General features: G+C 41.1%; 24 protein-coding genes and 1 pseudogene. 13 read left to right on the top strand and 12 right to left on the bottom strand.

Translation table 11 applies throughout. From position 1 onward, the window contains the following. Positions 1–43 precede the first annotated feature (43 nt). The 5 genes from NMG88_RS11005 (at position 44) to NMG88_RS10985 (ending at position 7,568) form a co-directional block, all read left to right on the top strand. Entirely contained in the window at positions 44–1,606 is a 1,563-nt protein-coding gene (locus NMG88_RS11005; protein ID WP_227365218.1) for an HlyD family secretion protein, read from the top strand. A gap of 37 nt (positions 1,607–1,643) precedes the next feature. Next, positions 1,644–3,170, top strand: a complete 1,527-nt coding sequence (gene pelF, locus NMG88_RS11000; protein ID WP_227350946.1) for a GT4 family glycosyltransferase PelF — start codon at positions 1,644–1,646, stop codon at positions 3,168–3,170. A gap of 4 nt (positions 3,171–3,174) precedes the next feature. After that, a complete protein-coding gene (locus NMG88_RS10995; protein WP_026794949.1) occupies positions 3,175–4,716 on the top strand; it encodes an MATE family efflux transporter in 1,542 nt (513 codons plus the stop codon). 60 nt (positions 4,717–4,776) lie between these two features. Next, on the top strand, positions 4,777–5,985 hold the full coding sequence (locus tag NMG88_RS10990; protein WP_254034691.1) for an LL-diaminopimelate aminotransferase: 1,209 nt from the start codon (positions 4,777–4,779) through the stop codon (positions 5,983–5,985). Positions 5,986–6,482: 497 nt separating this feature from the next. Next, positions 6,483–7,568: an NF038130 family PEP-CTERM protein gene (locus NMG88_RS10985; RefSeq protein ID WP_235752250.1), complete on the top strand. Its 1,086-nt coding sequence runs from the start codon at positions 6,483–6,485 to the stop codon at positions 7,566–7,568. A gap of 77 nt (positions 7,569–7,645) precedes the next feature. On the opposite strand, the gene NMG88_RS10980 is transcribed toward NMG88_RS10985, so the two are convergent. The 7 genes from NMG88_RS10980 to NMG88_RS10950 all read right to left on the bottom strand — a co-directional run bounded on the left by NMG88_RS10980 (position 7,646) and on the right by NMG88_RS10950 (position 12,159). Continuing rightward, positions 7,646–9,076 (bottom strand): energy transducer TonB, encoded by a 1,431-nt coding sequence (locus NMG88_RS10980; RefSeq protein ID WP_254035419.1) that lies wholly within the window; start codon positions 9,074–9,076, stop codon positions 7,646–7,648. A 29-nt stretch (positions 9,077–9,105) separates the two neighbouring features. Then, positions 9,106–9,294, bottom strand: a complete 189-nt coding sequence (locus NMG88_RS10975) for an SAM-dependent methyltransferase (protein WP_235751747.1) — start codon at positions 9,292–9,294, stop codon at positions 9,106–9,108. Further along, positions 9,288–9,461: a hypothetical protein gene (locus tag NMG88_RS10970; protein WP_235751748.1), complete on the bottom strand. Its 174-nt coding sequence runs from the start codon at positions 9,459–9,461 to the stop codon at positions 9,288–9,290. The genes NMG88_RS10975 and NMG88_RS10970 overlap by 7 nt, the downstream gene beginning before the upstream one ends. An 87-nt stretch (positions 9,462–9,548) precedes the next feature. After that, positions 9,549–9,791 carry a hypothetical protein gene (locus NMG88_RS10965; RefSeq protein ID WP_235751749.1) on the bottom strand — a complete coding sequence of 81 codons (243 nt, stop codon included), beginning with the start codon at positions 9,789–9,791 and terminating at the stop codon, positions 9,549–9,551. A gap of 58 nt (positions 9,792–9,849) precedes the next feature. After that, positions 9,850–10,065: a chlorophyll a/b-binding protein gene (locus NMG88_RS10960; protein WP_193869469.1), complete on the bottom strand. Its 216-nt coding sequence runs from the start codon at positions 10,063–10,065 to the stop codon at positions 9,850–9,852. Positions 10,066–10,324: 259 nt separating this feature from the next. Next, positions 10,325–11,446: a UDP-N-acetylglucosamine-transferase gene (locus NMG88_RS10955; RefSeq protein WP_254035418.1), complete on the bottom strand. Its 1,122-nt coding sequence runs from the start codon at positions 11,444–11,446 to the stop codon at positions 10,325–10,327. An 80-nt stretch (positions 11,447–11,526) separates the two neighbouring features. Beyond that, positions 11,527–12,159: a VWA domain-containing protein gene (locus NMG88_RS10950; RefSeq protein WP_042155313.1), complete on the bottom strand. Its 633-nt coding sequence runs from the start codon at positions 12,157–12,159 to the stop codon at positions 11,527–11,529. A 179-nt stretch (positions 12,160–12,338) separates the two neighbouring features. Between NMG88_RS10950 and NMG88_RS10945 the strand changes: the two genes are divergently transcribed. The 4 genes from NMG88_RS10945 (at position 12,339) to NMG88_RS10930 (ending at position 14,224) form a co-directional block, all read left to right on the top strand. Beyond that, on the top strand, positions 12,339–12,986 hold the full coding sequence (locus NMG88_RS10945; RefSeq protein ID WP_158442903.1) for a hypothetical protein: 648 nt from the start codon (positions 12,339–12,341) through the stop codon (positions 12,984–12,986). Positions 12,987–13,055: 69 nt separating this feature from the next. Continuing rightward, positions 13,056–13,424, top strand: coding sequence for a hypothetical protein (locus NMG88_RS10940; protein ID WP_026794944.1), 369 nt, complete (start codon positions 13,056–13,058; stop codon positions 13,422–13,424). Positions 13,425–13,611: 187 nt separating this feature from the next. Continuing rightward, positions 13,612–13,821 (top strand): hypothetical protein, encoded by a 210-nt coding sequence (locus NMG88_RS10935; protein WP_227365211.1) that lies wholly within the window; start codon positions 13,612–13,614, stop codon positions 13,819–13,821. Continuing rightward, entirely contained in the window at positions 13,808–14,224 is a 417-nt protein-coding gene (locus NMG88_RS10930) for a PIN domain-containing protein (RefSeq protein WP_254035417.1), read from the top strand. Before NMG88_RS10935 ends, NMG88_RS10930 begins: the two co-directional genes overlap by 14 nt. Positions 14,225–14,259: 35 nt before the next feature. Here the strand turns inward: NMG88_RS10930 and NMG88_RS10925 are convergent, their stop codons facing one another. From NMG88_RS10925 to NMG88_RS10915, 3 genes and pseudogenes are all read right to left on the bottom strand, one after another. Next, positions 14,260–15,567, bottom strand: a complete 1,308-nt coding sequence (locus NMG88_RS10925; RefSeq protein ID WP_254035416.1) for a tetratricopeptide repeat protein — start codon at positions 15,565–15,567, stop codon at positions 14,260–14,262. Between the two features lie 164 nt (positions 15,568–15,731). Continuing rightward, a pseudogene (locus NMG88_RS10920) lies at positions 15,732–15,983 on the bottom strand (type II toxin-antitoxin system RelE family toxin); the annotation flags it as partial. 14 nt (positions 15,984–15,997) lie between these two features. Next, entirely contained in the window at positions 15,998–16,228 is a 231-nt protein-coding gene (locus tag NMG88_RS10915; RefSeq protein ID WP_214559158.1) for a hypothetical protein, read from the bottom strand. Between the two features lie 243 nt (positions 16,229–16,471). Between NMG88_RS10915 and NMG88_RS10910 the strand changes: the two genes are divergently transcribed. Together NMG88_RS10910 and NMG88_RS10905 are read left to right on the top strand one after the other, a co-directional pair. Continuing rightward, positions 16,472–16,804, top strand: a complete 333-nt coding sequence (locus NMG88_RS10910; protein WP_042155316.1) for a DUF6883 domain-containing protein — start codon at positions 16,472–16,474, stop codon at positions 16,802–16,804. A gap of 18 nt (positions 16,805–16,822) precedes the next feature. Next, a complete protein-coding gene (locus NMG88_RS10905) occupies positions 16,823–17,074 on the top strand; it encodes a DUF4926 domain-containing protein (RefSeq protein WP_042155318.1) in 252 nt (83 codons plus the stop codon). A gap of 365 nt (positions 17,075–17,439) precedes the next feature. Here the strand turns inward: NMG88_RS10905 and NMG88_RS10900 are convergent, their stop codons facing one another. Further along, positions 17,440–18,294, bottom strand: a complete 855-nt coding sequence (locus NMG88_RS10900) for a fasciclin domain-containing protein (protein ID WP_227350951.1) — start codon at positions 18,292–18,294, stop codon at positions 17,440–17,442. A gap of 179 nt (positions 18,295–18,473) precedes the next feature. Here NMG88_RS10900 and NMG88_RS10895 point away from each other — a divergent pair, with 179 nt between their 5' ends. Beyond that, positions 18,474–18,650 (top strand): hypothetical protein, encoded by a 177-nt coding sequence (locus NMG88_RS10895; RefSeq protein WP_162832333.1) that lies wholly within the window; start codon positions 18,474–18,476, stop codon positions 18,648–18,650. 101 nt (positions 18,651–18,751) lie between these two features. Further along, positions 18,752–20,365, top strand: a complete 1,614-nt coding sequence (locus NMG88_RS10890; protein WP_254035415.1) for a peptidoglycan-binding domain-containing protein — start codon at positions 18,752–18,754, stop codon at positions 20,363–20,365. A gap of 40 nt (positions 20,366–20,405) precedes the next feature. Here NMG88_RS10890 and NMG88_RS10885 read toward each other — a convergent pair whose 3' ends face one another. Continuing rightward, positions 20,406–20,936, bottom strand: coding sequence for a ferric uptake regulation protein (locus NMG88_RS10885; RefSeq protein WP_026788461.1), 531 nt, complete (start codon positions 20,934–20,936; stop codon positions 20,406–20,408). Positions 20,937–21,020 lie beyond the last annotated feature (84 nt).

Here is a 21,020-nt window from a genome sequence, read left to right as displayed (position 1 = left end):
TCAACCAATTTTTTTAAAAACTCTTTAAAAACACCCTAAAGCTATGGACGCCAGAATTCCTAATCAACCTTCTTCTTTTGAACCCGAAGGAAAAGTTTCCTTGTTTAAAACCGGAGCAATTTCCGGTTCTCACAGCAACTCCCCGTTCATCAGCCTACCCAGCTTTTTAAATAAACCCTATCCTAAATCTGAAGTCGGTTTTGTCAATGAGGGGATGAATGGCGATAGATCCTGGCAACAATTGTTAGTTTTATTCATCATGGCTGTCAGTGTCACCGCCGGAGTTTATTTCGTGCGTTATCGTCTGCGGGAACCCCTACCGATTTTAACTAAATCAGAACAAAATCACCAAATTGGCAAAACAAAATTTACGGGAAAAATCCAACCTGGAAAGACATTTGCGATCGCTTCCTATTATTCATCCATCGTTGAAGATATCAAAGTAGAAATCGGCGATCAAATCCAATTCGGACAACCTTTATTAGTCTTAAAAAATATCGAAGCCGAACGGGAACTAAAACAAGCCAAAAAAGAACAACAAACCCTGCGCCGAGAAAGAAAAGTTGCCCGACAACAACAGCAAGCCTTGAAACAACAGCAGAAAATTGCTCAACAGCAACAGTTAGCGTCTTTAAAGCAAAAAGACATGGATTTGCAAGAACAACAAATGGGTCAACAACAGGAAATCCTCAAGTTAGAACAGAAAATCCAATATTTTGATCAAAATAGTGCCCCCCTACGGGCGAATGCCGCAGAAGCGGAGGCGGAACTCAAAATTGCCCAAAACCAGATGCAGCAAGTCCCCTTACCTCAACGGCAAGATTCTGTGGAACGGGCTGAGGCTCTGTACCAGAAGGCTAAATCTTCCTACCAGCGTTACCTGGAATTGCGGGAACAAGGGGCGGTTTCTGAGGAAAAACTCGAAGAAATCGCAGCCGAAATGAAGGTAGCCCAGGCGGATCTCGACAGTGCAAAATCGGCGATTGCAGCTTCAGAAACCTTTACAGAAGCACAGACAAAACAATCTCAATTGCAAAGTCAACTGGAGGTTGATCAACAGCAACAAGAACTAACGGACATGAAAGCGAAGTTAAAATTAGCTCAGTTACAATACCAACAATTAACCGAACAACGTCAGATTGTTCAACAACAGTTGGCGGAATTGAGAGCTATAGAACTTCCATCTGAATCAATAGAAACTAACTGGTCAGACCCAGAAGAAACGTTGACAGAAATTAAAACGACAGAAGTAATTACAGCGACTCGCTCTGGAGTTATAGTGGATTTACCAGTGGCGGTTGGGAATCAAATTTTTGCCGGGACAAAGGTGGTAGATCTGGCGGAAATGGAAAATCTCAATGTAGAAATTCCCGTGAGTTCCCGTTTAATTAATGCTTTACATCTGGGTCAAAAGGCGATTGTCGAAATCGGCGGGGGAGGCAAAACCCAGGAATTTGAAGCTACGGTTGCGAGAATTAATCCTTTGCCTTCGGAAGACCTGAACCATCAAGTTATTTTACAGTTTAAAAATACTAAGAATGACTTGCTGGCGGGTCAGTTAGCCACAGTTTATTTCTCTGATCAGCAAAACTTAGGGGGAATCTAAATTATAATGACTATGCCGTAAAAAATTCATCCCCTCAATGAGCCGAAACCGCCCTTCTGTACTCTTGACCACTGAAGGTACTTATCCCTTCCACAAAGGCGGGGTGAGTACCTGGTGTCATGTCTTAACCCAAGAACTCCCAGAAATTGATTTTAAACTGTTTGCCATTGTTGCCAACCCTTACCTCCCCCTACGATATAACTTATCAGCCAATGTTAAACAAGTTGTAAAATTGCCTCTATGGGGAATAGATGACCCGGTTGAATATTCTTGGCATTCGCCATTTTCTAATGCAATTAGAAGTAAATTTCAGACGACCCCAAAAGTCATCGCCACTCAATTTTTACCCAGGTTTGAGAAATTTATACAAGCTATTCTTTTTGAAGATTTAGACATCAATCAATTGGGCGAACTACTGTTAGATATTCATAAATACTTTCTACATTATGACTACCATATAACCATGATGTCCGCCTCAGTCTGGTCAGTTTATCAACAGTTAGCCTGTAGTAACTGGCAAATTGAATCGGAGCGAGTTGAACCAACTATTAATGAATTAGCTGAAGCAATCCGTTTACTTTATCGTTTTTTCCTGGCAATTAATATTCCGGTTCCCCACACAGATATCACCCATTCCTCAGCCGCGGCATTTTGTGGTTTACCCTGCGTGATTGCCAAATTGGAACGGGGAACTCCCTATCTATTAACTGAACATGGGATTAATATTCGTGAACAATATCTTAATCTTAACCGTAGTATTCCTTCGGTGTTTGTGCGCCGATTTCTCTATAAAGTTGTGGAAGCTGTGGTCAGACTTAACTATCATTTTGCCGATCAAGTTTCACCAGTTTGTGAATATAATGCTCGTTGGGAAAAATGGTGGGGAGTACCTCCTGAAAACATAAAAGTTATCTACAATGGTGCAGACCCGGAACAATTTCATCCTACACCCCCGGTACAAAAAGAACGCCCCCAGGTGATGAATATGGGTTTAATTTTTCCCTTAAAAGGTCAGTTAGATTTAATTGAAGCTGCTGCAATTGTGCGGGATAAAATTCCCAATGTGGAATTTCGTTTTTATGGCAAAGCATCCGATGAGGGATATTATGCTGAATGTTTAAGACGGGTAGAAAAATATGGGATTGAAAAAAATATCAACTTTGCGGGTTTTACCAGTGAACCTTGGCGTGCTTATAGTGAAGCTGATGTGGTAGCCATGTCTAGTATTTCGGAAGGGTTTCCCTATGCTGTGATTGAGGCAATGTTGTCTGGTGCTACGATTGTTTCTACTGACGTCGGGGGAGTCAGTGAAGCCCTGGGAGATACCGGGTTAATGGTCAAAGCTGGTCGCCCCCCAGAGTTAGCCGCTGCCATTCTCAAGTTATTAGAATTACCGGAAACTGAACGTCGCCAATTTGGTCAACGAGCTTGCGATCGCGCCTTGGATTTATTTACTCAAAGGCGGTTTTTAGATTTACATTTAGAGAGTTATTATCGACTCATAAATCAACCTGTTTCCGATTTAGAAAACCAGCTACAGGAAGTGGAAGTTTTGAAACATTAAAATTATGATTAATCCCGATGAAAAGCTACAAGAATTAATTAATGCTGTCCAAGAAATTAGTCCTCATTTAGCTAACTATTGGCAAGCCACTGCTATTATTGAATCCCTTGGTTATACAGATAGAATTATCAGAGCAGAATTTGGTTTTGATAATGCTAGGGATTTGGGTCAGTATGTTTATGAATATTTGAACAATGCACCCGTTTCTCCAAAACCAACAAAAAAAGATGATATTTGGAAAACAATATCATATCAAATTCTAACTTTTATTAATGAATTTTCTCAAAGTTTTGTTTATGCCCTGCCGTTGATTATGATGTTAGCAATGGAATATCTCGGTATTGGAGAAAAAAAGCAGGTAATATCACCGGAATTAGCTTCACTTTTTACAATAGTAACCATGGCTAGTCTGACCACAGCAGGTGGATTCGTGCAAATGATTAGTCGCCGAGGTCTATTCTATATGACATTAGGTGAAATTCATCAAGCCCAACGAGTTTCTACTTCCCTATTATCCTTGGGAATTATTACAACTATTTTTCTGGGATTCTTCGGCCTATGGTTTGGATTTTATCGAAGCTTATTTGCCGATAATTATATCATCATTGCTGTATTTTACTACCTGTTACTCAGCATTTTATGGATGTTTTTAGCCGTTCTTTCCATTCTATCCCGATGGAGTGGGCCATTAGTTTTAATTGGGTTAAGTGTATTGTTTCTATTTTTAAGATTACAGTTGGGTTTAGGCACATTAATCGCACAAATATGGGCAATGTTTGTCGGCTTATTAGTGGTTATTGGATTGGTTTTATTTTGGTTTATTAAACACAAAGATACGGATACTGGTTCTCCCGTTCAATTACCTCGCCTCAGTGCGGTAGTATATTTAATGTCCCCTTATTTTGGCTATGGATTAGCCTATTTTAGTTTTATTTTTGCTGACCGTATTGTGGCGGGTTTAACCATTAATCCTGCTTCTGGGTTACTGTTTGCTATAGATATGAAATATCAAAAAGGCATGGATTTAGCCTTGCTAAATTTCTTAATATTAGTGCCATTAGTGCAGTATTTGGGATATATATTTATTAGTTATTGGTATAGTAAATCTAAAATTTTAACCGTTCATAATTTAGCTAAATTTTCCTCTAGGTTATTTTTCCTTTATTGGTTAGCAATTATCATGGCAATAATATTTTTTGGGCTATCGGTTTTTCTGACTGTGGGTATTCTTAGACCCGACAATTGGACACAACCAGAAATAATGCAAGCACTATGGGGCTGTTTAGGCTATTTTTTCTTTGTTCTGGGTTTATTTAATGGATTAATTTTATTTAGTTTAAATCAAGGTTTTGCTATTTTTAGAACATTAATTATTGCTTTGCTTGTGAATATTGTAGTCGGTTACACTTTAGCCCATACAATTTCCGTCTTTTTTACTGTTTTTGGTTTAATAGCAGGTGGATTTGTATTTATGATTTTATCGGGAAAAAAAGTTTTTAAAGCTCTTAAAAAACCTGATTATGCTTATTATTTAGGTGGCTATTAAGTCTATAATAATCCTAGGTAGAACTTAGGAACTTTAACCCCCCTTTTTTTGTAATTGATTATGAAATTTGCTAATCGTTTAGACCTACTACGCTCTAATGTTTTTGCTGATATGGATCGAGCCAAATCCAAAGCAATATTGGCAGGACAAGACTTAATTGATTTATCCCTGGGTTCTTCAGATTTACCAGTTTCTGATCATATTATTCAACCGATCCAAGAATCTTTATCCGATCCAAGTACCCATGGTTATCTATTATTTCGCAATACTCAGGAGTTTCGAGAAACCGTAGCCCAGTGGTATAGCAATCGTTATGGTATTACCCTTGATCCCGAAACCGAGGTTTTACAATTAATTGGTTCCCAGGAAGGAACGGCCCATCTTCCCCTGGCCATTCTCAATCCAGGTGATTTTGCCCTACTCCAAGATCCGGGTTATCCCTCCCATCTGGGCGGGGTCTATTTAGCCGGAGGTCAAATGTATCCGATGCCCTTAGTCACGGAAAATGACTTTTTACCTCTGTTTGAGGATATTCCCGAAACCGTATTAAAACAATCTCGGATGATGGTCTTGAGTTATCCCCATAATCCCACCTCCGCCACGGCTCCTTTATCCTTTTTCCAGAAGGCTGTTACATTTTGCCAAAACCATGATTTAGTGTTAGTTCACGATTTCCCCTATATGGATTTTGTCTTTCCCCGGGGAGAACAAACCATTGCCGAATTAGCCCCATCTATTTTACAAGCCGATCCCAATAAAACCGTTTCCATTGAGTTCTTTACTTTTTCTAAGTCCTATAATATGGGGGGCTTTCGGGTGGGGTTTGCGATTGGCAATGCAGAATTAATTTTGGCTTTGCGCCGGATTAAAGCAGTGGTTGATTTTAACCAATATCAAGGAATTTTGAATGGAGCGATCGCAGCTTTAACCGGGCCACAGGATCATATTGCCCAGAATATGGCGGTTTTCGCAGGGCGGCGGGATACCTTTATTGACCGAATGCAGACTATTGGCTGGAATATCCCAAAACCCGAAGCGACCCTCTATATTTGGGCAAAACTCCCTGAGCCCTGGTCAGAGGATTCTATGGGTTTCTGTCAACAACTGGTGGAAAAAACTGGAGTCGCGGCCTCTCCGGGGGTAGGATTTGGCCAATCCGGTGAAGGATATGTCCGATTCGCCTTAGTTCATCCCCCAGACGTCTTAGCAACAGCAGTAGACCGGATTGCGGAGTTTCTGCAAACCTCTCGACCCGACCTTAACCCTTGATAGGTTTGAGTTTCTACCTCTTTTCTTCCCATCCCTAGCTCTGGCAATATGACCTAGAACCAGGGTTTTTTTCAGTAAATTTACGGATATTCAGGAGCCTTAAACCGATTTAAAATCCTAACTCCGTAAATTTACTGATGTTTAGTAATAGCATTTAAGCCCGAATTAAAGATTTACCTTAACTTTACAAAAAAAACGATAAATTCATCAAAGTTTTATAGACATTTCCCGGGTATTGTTTATAATAGCAATAGATAAAGTCAAGAACACCCAAAGCCAACTGGATCAAAGCGTTCACCAGACTAACTGTTAAACGAGGGTGCTAAAGTTCCTCCCTAAAAGTGGGACTTTAATATATTAAAAAAAACACAGTCAACAATCACCGTCTGAAGTGACATGAATCACAAACCTATCTATCCCAATCGGTTTTAATCAGATTCAGCATCACCGATAGACAAAAATTCTAAAGAAACCTTCTACTTCCTGGAGAAAAGATTATGGCAACTTCATTAAAAAAACTCTTAATTGGCACTTCCGTCGCAGTGGGAATGAGCGCAGTGGCTAGTCTCCCGGCAAAAGCCGCCTCTTTTGACTTTGACAATAGCGAAACCAATTACGCCACCTACACACACAACAGCAACAACCTTTGGATTCAAGGAAATGAAGTTGCCGCCATCAGTGCGCTGACCGATGGTAATCTCCAAACAAACGTTGAACTCAACTACACCAATGAAACCAATAGTTCCAGTGTTGGTTTTACCGCGACCGCCGGAAAACACACCGCTAAAGTATCCAGCGTCACCAGCACCGAATTCAACGCTTTCCAAGGGGAATGGTTAAATGGCTTGTTGAATGCCTATCAACCTCTGAAAAATGTTTGGAGTGCTTCATCAGCAGTGTTTCAAGATGTGGCATTAGGTGTATTTAAGAGTTCAGTCGGCTTTGGAGATCCCAATATTGCTGAGTTCTCCTTAGATAGCACAGGTGCGATGTCGATGAAAACCTTGGGTTTCTTTGACCTCAAGCCAAAAGTTAATACCCTAATTGGTGCATATAGCAACACCCAAATTAATTCGCCCCTTTCTCAAGCCAATGCTGCCCTCGCTACTGTTAATCAGGGGATCAGCACGATTCAAAACAACAATGTATACAAGTCATTAACAAGCGTACCCTATAACAGTCTGAGTCCCAGTCAAAAGGGCGCACTCAATGACTTCAATACCCAACTATCAACATTAAACACTCAAAAAACAACACTGACCGCCGGAATTGCCACACTGACCGCAGCCAAGCAACAGGTTGATTCCTTCACTACTGCTCTGAACGGAATTCAGAACTTACAAATCAGTGAAATCGTTAAAGTTGAACTCAATGGTGTATCAGAGTACGTCTATAACTTCAACGCAGAAAATTCCGGCTTTGTCGCCCTTGACGATGTTGCTGGCAAATCCTACAGTGGAGTCTATTCTTGGAGCAAGGCAGGTACAACCGCCGCAGTTCCCGAACCCTCTACCATCTTAGGACTGATGGCCGTCGGTGGTTTGTTCGGTGCAGCCAAACGTAACGCCAACAAAAAAGCCTAATTTCGGTTTTCGGTAAGTTAATCGGAGAAGTAGAAAAGGAGAGGAAGCAAATTCCTCTCTTTTTTTGTCCATTTGTCTTAAATTCCACTTTCTGAGTTAGATTTGGGCTGAGGGTCTGGGGTTTCCGAAGGTGGAGAAGTTGACTCGGTAGACTCCGGGGGTTTTTGTTCAACGGGATTAGTTGGTGGTTTTTGGGTTTCTGAACTCGGAGGAGAGGACTGTGCTGGAGGTGGAGAAGCGGTTGCTGGAGGATTAGGAGATTTGGGAGTCTGGTTATCAACGGTTCTGCAATTCTCCTGAGCGTTAAACTGAAATTGAATTTGATAGGCCTTGGGTGAATTACTCGGGTCAAAGGTCATTTCTCGAACGGCGGCAATCGCAGCATTATCGAGAACCGGATAACCCGTAGCTAATAAGGGTTCTGGCCCTCGTAAAATTTCTCCCCCTGTCCCAGCAACCACCCCAATTAAAGCCTTCCCTGTTAACTGTTGTTCACAAGCCGCCGCCGGATATAAACGGTTGGCGACCATCGGAGACGCAGTTTCTAAATTGGGATAGTCCGTTAGTAAACTATTCACCCAGTTTAAATAAGCCCCTCCTCCTTGTAACATCGCCGTTTGTTGCTCACTGACAACACCTTCAGGAGTTTCTGGTTGTTGGGCTGGTTGTTGGGCTGGTTGTTGGGCTTTAGCCCCTCCTCCCTCTTGCAAACCCTGTTGAAGTCCCGCCAAAATTGAACCTTGAGGATCTTTTGATTGAACATCGGGATTATTTTCAGGAGGTTTGGTATTGGCCGGAGGATTCGGATTATTGTTTGGATTTAAAGAAGGGCTGCAATTGCCATTATTAAACATTGGTGGACAATTAACGTCCTGACCCAATTCTCGGATTAACTGTTGTCGCAAGGCTAATTCATCCCTAGGAGGCAAATTCCCCTGTGGTTTGGCTTGTCCGTGAACTTCAGCCGGGGGAACATTGGAATTACCTAAGCCTAAAGGTGGGCCAGGAATAAAGGATAAAGACGGACTAGAGTTAGGCAAAAATCCAATAGAACCGGAATTCAGGTTATTGGAATTAGACCCCTGGGAACTAACCGTAGGTAAACGATAGGTTGGTAAACCGGTGGAATTACTCGGTGGCGGTAGGGGAATATTAGTGGGCCATACGGGGAGGGATGCCCCCGGCATGAAGTCTGACGGTGCGGGGGGAGGAATAATATTATCTATGGTTGGGACTGGAAGAATAGATAAAGAGGGAGAGAGAGAATTTAAGGGAGTGAAGGAGAGTTTAGAGGGGGCGGCTGGATAAACACCACTAATTTGTTCGGGGGAAAGTTCCACCACTTGAACTGTGGGAGGGAGTTTAACTGATTGGGAATAGAAACTAAGATATTGAATATTGGCCGCAAACACCCCATGCACCCCTAAAGATGCCAACACACACAGGACAACGGGTTGGCGAAAGGTGGAGGGAACAAATTCAGTAAAGGATGTTGTCGAAGCCGTCATAATAAATTTTAATTTTAAATAGGAATGACTCAGGGTTGGGTTTTGACAATCAGGATCGAAAAACAGGATAAACGAAAATGGGGGCGATCGCTTAACCCATTATAAATCACTTGATTAGGTAGCGTCGCCCGTTCTACTATATAGGTCTGTTTTAGCAAATTATACGGTTTTAAGACTTCCCGAACTTGCTGATAAACAGAAATAAATTTGATCAACACCACAACATCCGCCCGGTGCAGGATTGTTTTTCGGTCAGCGACGGAATATCCAAACTCACCACCGCCACCAAGGGAGAACAAATTACAGGGATGGCTTGCACTATAACTTGAGGACGGAATTTTTGCAAGGTTTGTGCCAGATAATGGAAGGTACTATAAAAACTCATATTCCCTTCACAAAAAAAGCCCTCGAAAATATAATTTTCAGGACTTAATAAATATGATTAGATAGGGAACACAAAATCGTTAATAATTTAAGCAATATTACTAAAAACTATTGCTCCTAAAGCCCCGGCAACACCTACAGCAATCAATAAGTTTGTGAAGAAACGACCTGATTCTTGATTAAATCCTAGCGCCTTATCTTCTTGACCTGCGGTAAAGAACAATGACCAGGCTTGGTTAGCATTGATCACTTCAGAGGGAGTATTAAAACTAGGTCTAAATACAACCGGGCCTAGTAAGTAGTAGTTAGGAAAGTTAAAGTCAGTTTTCATGGCAATTCTCCAAAATAATAGAAATTAATCAGTACAAAATATCTTGACAATATTGTTTTTATAGACTTGTTAGCCAGCCAATCAATCCATGTCCAGTCAGGACTTCCATAGCCAATGCCGAAACAAATCCAATCATTGCTAACCGACCATTCAGTTTTTCGGCGTATTCGCTGAAGCCAAACTGCTGGGCATCATCGACATACATTTTGGGCTCAACGGCATATACATTAGCCCGTCCACCATCTTCAATGATTTGTCCGCGAGTTGTGATCATCTTGAATCCTTGTTTGGCTTTATGTAAATTAATATAACACAATGTAAACAATTGTTGCAATAGTCTTGACAAAATTTTTTTTTCACCCCCTGCCGCCCCTGAATTATGTCTATCAGGATGGGGTCGCCAGACATCCATTGCTGGGCGGTTAACCTATATATAGGATAGAAGGCCGTAGAAAGCTACTACTGGTGTTGCAGTGTAACGTTGACACTCTCACCGTCTGAAGACACGCTCGTTTCCAGACTCCCAAGCTTGTTTATGACAACAATAAAGATTTTGTGGGAATTCCTTTAGAAGCTGTTTCTGATATTTCCTGGGTTTGGAAATTGACACCACAAAAGTTTTGATATTCTTCGAGAGTTCTAATATTTCCAATATCGTAAATTTCTAAACTTTCTACTTCTAAGGGATTAATTCTTAATATTTTTTTAACTCTTTCTCGGGATTTTTGTTCTAATTTGAACCATTCAGAATCCACATCCCAATGTTTTTTCGCATTGGTGCGAGTATAATAGTGATAAATGGTAATTTGATGGGGATAAAAAATATCCCATCCTTTTGTCCAAGCTCGCGTTGATAGGGTAATTTCTTCCCCTCTAAAATAGAGGAAAGGATCATAGGGAACTTCTAAATAAAATTGTCGAGGGGCGAAAATAAATCCTCCGGCGAGAAACATTCCTAACTGGGGTTCAGAATAGGAAGCTATACTTTCTCCGGCGACAAAACTCAAAATCCCATGGTCATCAAAATGATGGGCGGTTAAGCGGGTACTGGGATATCCTGGGGGAATTTCATCGGGGGGAATATAGGGGGGAGTATAGGCAGAAAGGATGGGTTTGGGGCTAGGACATTGGGCGAGTTGTTTCAATAATAAACTATCCCAACCCTCAACAAATCTATGGTGACTATCTAATTGTAAGATAAAATCTTCATCATGAAGTAAGCGTTGACCCATCGATCTTGCCCAACAGACACCGAGGGATTGTCGGGCATCTATTTCGATCATTTTACAGGGAAATTCCTGAATTTTTCCGGTAATATTTTCATCCTCTCCGGGGATAAATTGCCAAACAATACCAAAGGTAATTTTTTCGGGGCGATGGGCTTTTTTTAAAGCATCTTTTAAGGTAGGAATTAGTTCGGAATCTCGATAGGCGGCTAGATGTAAAAATATTTTGGGGGCGGTAAAATTAAGTTTACGTATTGGGATAGGTTGAGTTTCTGAAGCCGGAGGAGTCTCCGGTGCAAAAGTCCGAGCCATTTCTAGGATTTTTAAGGCAACGGTTGCCCGTTCTGATGGGGGCAATTTTTCATCAATTAAAATAGAATCTAAGGTTTTAATTGATTGAGATACTAATTTTTTTGAGGAAGATTCCATTATAATTACTAACCTTTAAAAATCATAAAATTATCAGGATAATACAGCCGAGGCATCCTGCCAACCCAATTTACCCAATTCTAATCAACAATGGCTTTGAGCAACACATCGGTTAAACTCATAGAATCTAAATCCGATAGGGTAATGGTATTACAAATATCAAATTTAGCTCCTTGACTTTGTAAATTATGATCTAAACCCTGAAAAAAGGTAGTTACATCAGCATTAGAACCCACTTGAATTAGTTCAATAGCTAATTCTTCATCTCGGCTTAATTGATTGGCTGCATCAATAATAATTTGTCTAAGATCGGTGGGATTTTCAATTTCTCCCGAAGTCACAATAATAATAGTTTCACCATTGGCTTTAGTTTGTTCCGTTGCCCGTCGTCCAAAATAGTGATCTGTCGCATCTTTTAATACCGGAGATAAACGATTTTTTCCCGAGGGTTGATGATGTTGAAAAAGATAAATAATTCGGTCAGAGGTGACATTTTCATAGCGCTTAAATTGATCGGAAAATAAATATAAGGTGATGCCGTCAAGATCAAATTGTTCACAGTAACTAGCGATGGCTAAAATCGACTCTTGAATTAAATCCCAGCGACTTTTGCCTTTAGATTTTTCAATAGTCGCCATACTTTGACTACTATCAATAATTAAAGTATAATCGCGATCGCGTAAGACCGATCCCCCTTCTAACAAAATGTCCATCTGGATTGACTCCTAAATTTTTGATTCTATTCTTAAACTATCAGGTCTGGTGATCGTTGTACTTCCTAGATTGGGAATCGGGGATGGGTATGTTAGGATACGGCGGTTGCCTGAAACAAATTTTCAGCAATCTGGGTCATCTTTGCCATCAATTGTTCTGTATTTGTGGATGCTTCCTCATGAAATCCAACCACTCCAACAGTCGCCAAAAAGCGACCTCCAAGGTGAACAAGAAGCAGCCCCGCCCGTTTGTATTGGCGTTGATGTTGACTGGGGTTTTAGCTTTAAAATCTGACTCAACCTTGTTGAAATCTGCCTTAGTTCACAGCAAAGCGGTACTCTCGGACTCGATTACCGTAACCCAAAAACCTAGTCCGATGGAAAACCAACGGTTATGGGAAATACCGCAAAAATCGACTGCTGTTTCTCCGAATACCCCGACCTATCGGGGGCCAACCAATCCCTTATTTAAACATCAAGGACAGTCAACCAAAACCATTCCGGTTATCTATGCAAAAAATCCTTTAAATCCTGAATGGGCAGTTAATATAGCGAATGCGGCTAAAGTTTTACCTCCGACCGTAGACAAAAAAATTCGGGAAACCGTCGCCCAGGAATCGGAGGTGATGACTAAAGATATTAAAATTGTAGAAGCCCGTCAACAAACTTGGCCAGATACCTGTTTAGGACTGGCTAAAACCGATGAAATCTGCGGTCAAATGTTAGTTCAAGGGTGGCGGGTGATGGTTTCCGATGGCAGCCAAACCTGGGTTTATCGCACGGATAATCAGGGGAGAATGATTCGTTTAGAATCTCAAGCTGATTAGTTAAATCTCCCGTCCTCGCTCTTAGAGGCGGTATTTCAGGATATTAATAACTTATATTAAATATCAAATATGACTGATCTTAGTGGAAACTGGCTAGGAACCTATTGGCAACAGGGAGTTCCTACTCGTTTTGAAGTAACATTTATTCAGAGCGGAAATTCCTTAGCCGGGAATATTTTAGATGAGGGTTATTTGGGAGAAGCTCAAATTAGTGGGGCTGTGATGGGTCGAGGGGTGAGTTTTACCAAACAATATTTAACGACTTCTCCCGATACAGTTAGTTATACGGGGACGGTATCTGAGGATGAAAATTATATTCAGGGACAATGGCAAATTAGTCGGTTATCATCGGGAACTTGGGAAGCCCATCGCCAAGGGGATAATTTATCTTTGGAATTTAATAACATAATAGTTGAAAAGGTTCCGGTTTTTTCTTAGGCACAGCAATCTTCCTAGTTGTTGGGCGTTGTTGGGCGTTGTTGGGCTTTAGCCCTTCTTCAATTGGTGCCCATTATATCGATCAATTATTAGGTAATTTCCTGCGTCTACAGCGTAAATATTTGGCAGTTAATAATCCCGTAACTAAAGTGATAGTTACACTCAATAAAAAGGCAAATATCCCCGGATGAGTGAATATTTTAGATGGGGATTGATTAGAATTAGAATTAATCAAATAGAAACTAGAATTGCGTTTTTATTGAAAAGTCAAACGTTATCCCGAAAAGTGGCTATTAATAAATTACGACAAACAATGAGCGAAATTGGTCAAAAAGCCGTTGCAAAAGGATTAACCCCAGAGATTTTAGAAGATATTTTAAAGGATGATGAAGGATAAACTATTTATTTTTGATGCAAATATTATTATCAGTGCAGTTTTACTACCTGAAAGTAAGCCAGATTTAGCTATCCGTAAGGCTCAAAATTCAGGCAATATTTTAATGTCTCCTGAAATTTGGGCTGAATTAGAACAAGTTTTAGCACGACCAAAATTTGATCGATATATTTCTTCGGAAGATAGGAGCAAGTTTTTACAAGATTTTTTTGATACAGTTATTCTGGTTATGGATTTGCCATTGTTTTTTATCAGTTCGGTAGGCGGTGAGGTAGTCGCCAGCCCATGCTGTCAGGGCGTTATAGTCTTCGGGGGTGGACTGCCAGAGTTTGACCTCTCCCCCATCCCCTCTCCTGCTCGGCGAGGAGGATGGAGTAACAATAAATACCACAAACCGATCGCTTAAAATATACCATTCCAAAATCGCGGTATTGTCCCCCGTCAAGGCTTGAATATCGCTAAAGGGCATGGGTTCAACCTTTTGGGTGAGGCGGAAATCAGGTTGTAAGGAAATGCTGCACAGGTATAAATTTCTAAAGCGTCTTGAAAGGCTGCGATTGCCTGTTCAATATTATCTGCTTTTTCCCCTTTGATTCGATAATAATAGGCAAGAGCCAGATTATTTTGAGTGTCTGCCCATCGTTCAGGAAATGCTTCACGGGTATAAATTTCTAAAGCGACTTGATAGCCTCCTATTGCCCGTTCAATATTATCAACTTTTTCCCCTTTGATTCGATAATAATAGGCAACAGCCAGATTATTTTGAGTTTCTGCCCATTGTTCAGGAAAAACTTCACGGGTTCTAATTTCTAAAGCAGCTTGGTAGGCTGCGATCGCCCGTTCTATATTCTCGGCTTTTTCCCCTTTGATTCGATTAGAATAGGCAAGAGCCAGATTATTTTGAGTGGTTGCCCATTGTTTAGGAAATGCTTCACGGGTTCTAATTTCTAAAGCCGATTGGTAGGCTGCGATCGCCTGTTCTATATTCTGAGCTTTTTCCCCTTTGATTCTATTAGAATAGGCATTAGCCAGATTATTTTGAATCATTGCCCAATCTTCAGGAAATGCTACACGGTTTATAATTTCTAAAGCCGCTTGATAGAATCTGATTGCCCTTTCAATATTCTCGGCTTTTTCCCCTTTGATTCTATCCTTATAGGCATTAGCTAGATTATTTTGAGTCCCTGCCCATTGTTCAGGAAATGCTTCACGGGTATAAATTTCTAAAGTAGCTTGAGAGGTTGCAATACTAATTTCTAAATTGTTCTTTCGGCTTCCCAGGGGAAACTGTAGGATTAAATTACCAAATTCCGTAATAACTGCGGCCATATAGATAGCAGCTTCTAGGGAAAGTTCTTTAAGTGTAGCCGTTACCCTGTTTTTTAAAATAGAGACTAAATTTTCATCAAGTTTATCGAGATTTTGTTGGAATAGGGGATAAACAATTTGAGGATTCCCTCGACTTTCTAAAACGGCTTGCAAAACTTTCATTAAAAAGTTATAATAATCTTCAGAGGAATTAGTGTTACCCATAAAAGCCGATAATTCTTCTGCTAAATTGATTAAAAGTTCCGCTTCCTGTTGTCTTCCGGCTCCCTGCAATTGTGAGGATATTGCTAATAAAACCTGTAGGAAATCTTGATCCAGTAATTCTTGATTGTCCTGTAATATTTTGAGTTCTTCGTCGCTAGGACAGGTGAGAAGATTGTTAATTAAAGTCAGATAGGCGTTGAGGCGTTGTTCGTTCATGGTTAGGGGTGGGAAATAGAGGAGATAGAGATTATTTTAAAAACGATTAGGCCGTTGAGTCGGCGTGTCCTGGGAACTATTAGTCATAACCTTAACTTCCTGATGTTAGTCTAGTTTAATATTACCCTGGCGGATCGGGATGGCTGCTATTTTTACTGTTTTCTTTAAGGAAAATACCGATAGAAGTCCCTACGGTGTAGAACCCGCATGAGTTCTATCTGATCTCCATTAACCTCAAAACCAATCCGATAGTTGCCCATTCGGATACGATATCGGTTTGATGTTCCCACCAATGCTTTAACATTCGGTAACTCTTGAACAGATGTAGCTTCTGGCAAAGTTGTAAAGACTAAATCATAAATAGACGCATAAACCTCTTGTTTTTTGAGCTTCTTCAGGTCTCTTAAAAAGAGTTTTCTATATTCAACTTTTAATCGTCATCCTCCGCCAAAAAATCAATCGCTTGTTCACGACTAAGTAGAGGAGTTATTTTTGCTTCATCCATTGCTTTATTGAGGCAATAATCCTCAATATTTTCTTTTATTGTTTCGATTGAATCAGTGTCTTGAAGTAATATATTTCTCCATAATTCAATCGGAATAACTACGGCGGTTTGATTGCCATTACCATCTGTTAGATATTCAATTGCTAGACGGTTCATTACTGTTTTTCTCCTTGAGTTTGATCAATACCACACTTCTATTGTACAGATCAATACCAGAATAAATCTGCAATGGTATCATTGACTTTTTCATCCTTATGAATCTGGTTAAATTATACCTCAACAGGGAGTTCGGAAACCGGGTTTCTCCGTAAAATCTGGGTGAGGATAAAAAGATTGTTGCACCAAACCCTGTGACTCAATTTCGAGATAAACTAGGGTTACTGGTTTAGATACTTCTCTATGCTGATTCCCCATGCTGAGAATGCAGTGGTTGATATTCGTAAACTACGGGACTACTGCCTCAATTTAGAACACGACGACGGTAAGCACAAAGCCCGGCTGTTTTCGTCTATTCTGGGGATGACTGCTGATGATGCGGAAGAATTACGCCAAATTCTGCTGGAAGTTGTTAAAACTCAAGCAGCGCAACTCGGTAGACTAGATGAGTTTGGTCAACGTTACACCCTCGATTCTACCGTCCAATGGCAAAATAAAAGTACAAGGCTTAGGAGTGGTTGGATTATCGAGCAGGGTTCGGATATTCCCAAGTTAACCACCTGTTACCCCCTGTAATCAATAGAGGCAATGTTTATGAAATCCAAAACAATCAAATTGTTAGATGTGGTCGCTCTCACCGTTGACCTTCCCCAGTATAATTTGTGGCAAGGACAAGTGGGAACAGTGGTAGAAATTTTGGCAAATGGGGCTGCGTTTGAAGTCGAATTTAGTGACCATCGCACGGGTCGCACTTATGAATCAATTGGGTTGCGTCCAGAGCAAATCATTGTCTTGCATTTTGAACCCGTTTCCCCCGATCCTCAACTCGCAATGCTCCCGGTCTAAACTACATAATTACTAAATTATACAAGCGAATTAGCGATCGCTAACCCATTTAGGTTAGAAGTATTACTAACAACAATTATACCTAACTTGTTCAATTATACCTCAACAGGGAGTTCAGAAACCGGGTTTCTTCCTTAAATCTGGGTGAGGATATAAGGATTGTTGCACCAAACCCAGTTTCTTGGGTTTCAGGTTGTTGACATCCGATATCCTTAAAATCCGCCGAAAAACAAAAATAAATCAATGCAACTCAGTTAAAATTGGATATTGATTTTGATCACTAAAAAACCCGGTAACTTTGGCGAAACCGGGTTTTGAGATCATCTAAAAATAGATTAATCTCGAATTAAATAACTCCTGAAATCCTATTGAGGGGCAGTAGTAGGTGTGGTAGTAGGAGATGTTGCTTCAGGGGATGTAGTAGTAGGAGATGTTGCTTCAGGGGATGTAGTAGTAGGAGAACCGACACCAGGAGGAAGAATCACAACCTTAATCACATGAATAACACCATTATTGGCATTAATATCAGGTTGAATTACTTCGGCGCCATTGACTGTAACTTTACCTTCAGCTACTTCTAAATTTACGGGATCTCCCTCAACCGTAGCGACTTCACCTGGTTTAATTTCAGCCGCGGCGACTTTAGTGGGTAGAACATGATATTGGAGAATTTTAGCCAATTTTTCTTTATTTTCAGGCTTCATTAACTCCTCTAAAGTTCCCGCAGGTAAAGCGGCAAATGCTTCATCGGTGGGAGCAAAAACGGTGTAAGCACCTGGAGCAGAGAGGGTTTCAGTTAAACCAGCGGCTTCAACTGCTTTAGTAAAGGTGCTGAAAGAGGGGTTAGCCGCAGCAATTTGGACAATGCTTTCCGACTCGTTGGAAACTAAATTGGTTGTAGTATCAGTCTTTTCCGAAGCAACGGCTGGAGTCGTGGTAGCAGTGCTGGCGGTTGTACCTGTGGCGGGAGAGGGAGAAGCGGTGCTGGCGGTGGTTTCAGGGGTTGTGGTAGACCCAGTAGTTCCGGCGGCTTGTTCGGTGGTTGGTTGTCCAGGGGTGGTATTATTGGCACTGGGTTGACCGCAAGCACCGAGGGCGGCTACACTGCTAACAGTTGCTAAAAGAATCAGGAATTTTTTGGTCATTTGGGCTGTATGGTTCATAGTCAGGCGATTTTCTTTGTAAACAGGTACACAAATTGCTGATGTAATTCTAGGCATAGTAACATATCTTCACAAAAATACAAGCTTTGCGGGTAAAAATTCTTCAGATTGATTAAGAAACGTATCTAAACCTAACGCTTAATTGCAATTCAGACGAAAACCAATAGACTTTATGGCTCTAGGTGATAGGTTAAACCCATTCAAAACTATGGCGTCAATCCAACTTCCCCTAGCTTATGAACCCTAAACACTCACAACGCGATCCCCTTGAGTCCGCCGTAACCGCAGCATTAGGCGCGGGTGTAGCCACTTCTTTTGCTGTTAGTCAAGGTCAAAGTCCTTGGGTGGCTTTAGGAATTACGGCTTTTGCAGTGATTGTAGCTTTAATTTGCGATCGCGCAGGTTGGGTTTAAATTTCACTTTGAAACCTGATCTACAATAGGGGAAACTAATCTTTCAAGACCTAATTTTTGGAAAGGTTAAAGTCTATTAATAATGTTTCCCCAAAAAAACCATGATTGAATCCTATGCGTTTTTGGCCTTAGCCTTAACCTATGAAGATCCTGTTTGTAATCAATTCTCAGGATTAAATCAGGTTAACTGGAAAAAACTTTCTAGTCAAACCTACCGCTACTTTCTGGCTTTAGCTGTAGCTGTTTCAGTTTTAACTGTTGCCCAAACCGCCCAAGCTGAGATCGCCAGAGGAGATTCGGGAAATCAAGTCAGGCAAGTTCAACAGCGCTTACAACAATTGGGCTATTTTAATGCCAATGCTACAGGTAATTTTGGCGGTCTAACTCAAGAAGCGGTGATTCGCTTTCAACGAAATGCGGGTTTATCAGCCGATGGGATTGTTGGCCCCAGAACCCTAGCGGCTTTGGGCTTAGGAGGCATTATCAGCCCCCCCCTTGATACTGGCAATACTGGCAATAATCGGGATTTAATTGGCTTGGGAGAGGGAGATCGTGGCCCTGGGGTTTCGGATTTACAGAGACGGTTACAAACCCTGGGTTATTTTAACCAACAACCTACAGGCAATTTTGGAAGTATCACTAAAAATTCCGTGATTCGACTGCAACGGGACTATAATATTCCGGCAACGGGTTTAGTCACGGAAGCTACCCTCGCCTTACTTAATAGCGGCCTTAATTCTGCTCAGGATGCTGTTTTCCCCGGTACAACTTTACAAGAAGGCAAGCGCGGGCCGGCTGTGGAAGCATTGCAACAAAGGTTACAAACCCTAGGTTTTTATGATGGTTTGATTACAGGCTATTTTGATACCCTCACAGCAGTTGCAGTTCAACAATTCCAACAATCCCAGGGAATCCCAGCCACCGGAGTCGCTACATCCACCACTTTAGTGGCTTTAAACTCTAATGTTCCGGTGATTCCCTCTAATCCCAGTTCCGATGATATTCTCCGATTAGGCAGCCAAGGCGCTGCTGTCCGGTTATTACAAGGACAACTACAAAGATTAGGATATTACACTGGGATAGTAGATGGGGTATTTGGTCGCTCAACTCAACAGGCTGTAATCAATTTTCAACGCGCCTATGGGATTACGGCAACCGGACAAGTCGGGCCGACCACCACTTTCTATCTAGCGAGTGTCAGGACAGGCAACGCCTTTACTCCCATGCCCATTATTCCCCATCAAATTCCGATTATTCAACGTCCCCAGGCTCCGATTCAGAATCCTTTATCTATCATTTCTTTCGGAGATACAGGCCCGCAAGTAAGAAAAATTCAACGGCGTTTACGCGATTTAAACTATTATAATGGCCCGATTAATGGCTGTTTTGATACCGCAACTCAAGATGCCTTAATTTGGTTTCAAGAATCCCGGGGAGTCACAGTAACCGGGATTGCAGGCCCCACCACTCAAAACTCTTTATTTAATACTCGACCTGTTTCTGCAACCCCTAATCGCACCGTCGTATTTGTAGCAACAACTCCCCCTATTTCCGGTACAAGCAGCGTCCAACAGTTGCAGCAGCGATTAAGAATCCAAGGACTTTATAACGGCCCAATTAATGGAGTTTACGATGGTTTAACCCAACAAGCTGTTGCACAGGCCAGAGCATTTTATGGCCCTAATGCGGATACCGTTTTATTTGGTAGCCTTTAATCAGTTAACAGTAATCAGTTAACTGATGACTGATAACTGATTACTGACACTCAATTTCGTCTATTTCAGAAGGCCCATCAGCGATCACCTTTGAACACGACCAATTAGTAGAAATCAAAGACGGCCAACCCATGCGTAAAGCCTCGTGGCAAATCGTATGAATAGTTAACTGACAATCTAATAAATGAAACCCCGATTTCTCCGCCTGCTTCATGCTGGTTTTAGAAATAGAATCATTTTTAAACTCAAGGGTTTTATTACACTGAACACAAACTAAATGATGATGGTGATGAGGATAGGGTTGATTAATCTCATAATGTTTATGCCCTTCAGCCAATTCCAATTCCCGTAAAATCCCCATCCGCGCCATTAATTTTAATGTGCGATAAATTGTCGATAAACTAATCGCTTCCCCTCGGCTTTTAAGTAAAGTATACAAATCCTCCGCACTCAGATGATTTCCTTTCGGCAAATTCTGAAAGACCTGTAAAATCGTTTCCCGTTGGGGCGTCAACCGCCAACCCTTATCATTAAGTTCGGATTTAAAAGAGACTGTTGTATATAAAGCCATACGCTCAATTGTTTTGTTTTCAATAAAGCTTGCATACTGACAATGATACACAAAAAATTTCTGGATTATCAAAAAAACAGTTAT

Source organism: Planktothrix agardhii, from assembly GCF_904830935.1.
In the GTDB taxonomy this organism is placed as follows: Bacteria; Cyanobacteriota; Cyanobacteriia; order Cyanobacteriales; family Microcoleaceae; genus Planktothrix; species Planktothrix agardhii.
The sequence above is the reverse complement of the archived record's forward strand: the minus strand, read 5'-3'. Positions and strand labels throughout refer to the sequence as shown.

Bases quoted from the DNA above. Each gene is read 5' to 3' on its own strand.
- NMG88_RS10895 (WP_162832333.1), top strand. From the start codon at position 18,474: ATGAACCCTAAACACTCACAACGCGATCCCCTTGAGTCCGCCGTAACC.
- NMG88_RS10930 (WP_254035417.1), top strand. From the start codon at position 13,808: ATGATGAAGGATAAACTATTTATTTTTGATGCAAATATTATTATCAGT.
- NMG88_RS10925 (WP_254035416.1), bottom strand. From the start codon at position 15,567: ATGAACGAACAACGCCTCAACGCCTATCTGACTTTAATTAACAATCTT.
- NMG88_RS10980 (WP_254035419.1), bottom strand. From the start codon at position 9,076: ATGACGGCTTCGACAACATCCTTTACTGAATTTGTTCCCTCCACCTTT.
- NMG88_RS10995 (WP_026794949.1), top strand. From the start codon at position 3,175: ATGATTAATCCCGATGAAAAGCTACAAGAATTAATTAATGCTGTCCAA.
- NMG88_RS10935 (WP_227365211.1), top strand. From the start codon at position 13,612: ATGAGTGAATATTTTAGATGGGGATTGATTAGAATTAGAATTAATCAA.
- NMG88_RS10890 (WP_254035415.1), top strand. From the start codon at position 18,752: ATGATTGAATCCTATGCGTTTTTGGCCTTAGCCTTAACCTATGAAGAT.
- NMG88_RS10915 (WP_214559158.1), bottom strand. From the start codon at position 16,228: ATGAACCGTCTAGCAATTGAATATCTAACAGATGGTAATGGCAATCAA.
- NMG88_RS10970 (WP_235751748.1), bottom strand. From the start codon at position 9,461: ATGAGTTTTTATAGTACCTTCCATTATCTGGCACAAACCTTGCAAAAA.
- pelF (WP_227350946.1), top strand. From the start codon at position 1,644: ATGAGCCGAAACCGCCCTTCTGTACTCTTGACCACTGAAGGTACTTAT.
- NMG88_RS10960 (WP_193869469.1), bottom strand. From the start codon at position 10,065: ATGATCACAACTCGCGGACAAATCATTGAAGATGGTGGACGGGCTAAT.
- NMG88_RS10950 (WP_042155313.1), bottom strand. From the start codon at position 12,159: ATGGACATTTTGTTAGAAGGGGGATCGGTCTTACGCGATCGCGATTAT.
- NMG88_RS10985 (WP_235752250.1), top strand. From the start codon at position 6,483: ATGGCAACTTCATTAAAAAAACTCTTAATTGGCACTTCCGTCGCAGTG.
- NMG88_RS10885 (WP_026788461.1), bottom strand. From the start codon at position 20,936: ATGGCTTTATATACAACAGTCTCTTTTAAATCCGAACTTAATGATAAG.
- NMG88_RS10990 (WP_254034691.1), top strand. From the start codon at position 4,777: ATGAAATTTGCTAATCGTTTAGACCTACTACGCTCTAATGTTTTTGCT.
- NMG88_RS10910 (WP_042155316.1), top strand. From the start codon at position 16,472: ATGCTGATTCCCCATGCTGAGAATGCAGTGGTTGATATTCGTAAACTA.
- NMG88_RS10945 (WP_158442903.1), top strand. From the start codon at position 12,339: ATGAAATCCAACCACTCCAACAGTCGCCAAAAAGCGACCTCCAAGGTG.
- NMG88_RS10965 (WP_235751749.1), bottom strand. From the start codon at position 9,791: ATGAAAACTGACTTTAACTTTCCTAACTACTACTTACTAGGCCCGGTT.
- NMG88_RS10955 (WP_254035418.1), bottom strand. From the start codon at position 11,446: ATGGAATCTTCCTCAAAAAAATTAGTATCTCAATCAATTAAAACCTTA.
- NMG88_RS11005 (WP_227365218.1), top strand. From the start codon at position 44: ATGGACGCCAGAATTCCTAATCAACCTTCTTCTTTTGAACCCGAAGGA.
- NMG88_RS10900 (WP_227350951.1), bottom strand. From the start codon at position 18,294: ATGCCTAGAATTACATCAGCAATTTGTGTACCTGTTTACAAAGAAAAT.
- NMG88_RS10940 (WP_026794944.1), top strand. From the start codon at position 13,056: ATGACTGATCTTAGTGGAAACTGGCTAGGAACCTATTGGCAACAGGGA.
- NMG88_RS10905 (WP_042155318.1), top strand. From the start codon at position 16,823: ATGAAATCCAAAACAATCAAATTGTTAGATGTGGTCGCTCTCACCGTT.